The 286-nt window shown below is 72.0% G+C and carries 1 protein-coding gene; it reads right to left on the bottom strand.

Annotation, left to right across the window (positions count from 1 at the left end; genetic code table 11):
* Nucleotides 1–286: PIN domain-containing protein (locus PUR61_RS45115; RefSeq protein ID WP_329875304.1), on the bottom strand; the 286-nt coding region annotated here is incomplete at both ends.

Genomic DNA, 286 nt, shown 5'->3' with positions numbered 1-286 from the left:
GAGCACGAGTCCGGTGTGCACGGGGAGGTCGCTGACGCCCTCGATGGACACCGCGGTGTCGTGGCCGGCCGAGAACAGCGCGTCGACGTCGTCGGCCGCCACGTGCAGCTCGGACATGCCGGTCCACCCGGAGGTGACCGCGAGTTCGGCCCGGTACTCCTCGGCGAGCAGCCCGACCGAGGACGCCTTGATCCGCAGCGGGAGGTCCTTGGAGACGACGGTGACGTCGTACCCCTCGGCCTGCAGGTTCCGCGCGACCGCGAGGATGCGGGTGTCCGCCTCGCCG

Source organism: Streptomyces sp. BE20 (genome assembly GCF_036322525.1).
Classification (GTDB): domain Bacteria; phylum Actinomycetota; class Actinomycetes; order Streptomycetales; family Streptomycetaceae; genus Kitasatospora.
This window is presented reverse-complemented; position numbering and strand designations above follow the sequence as displayed.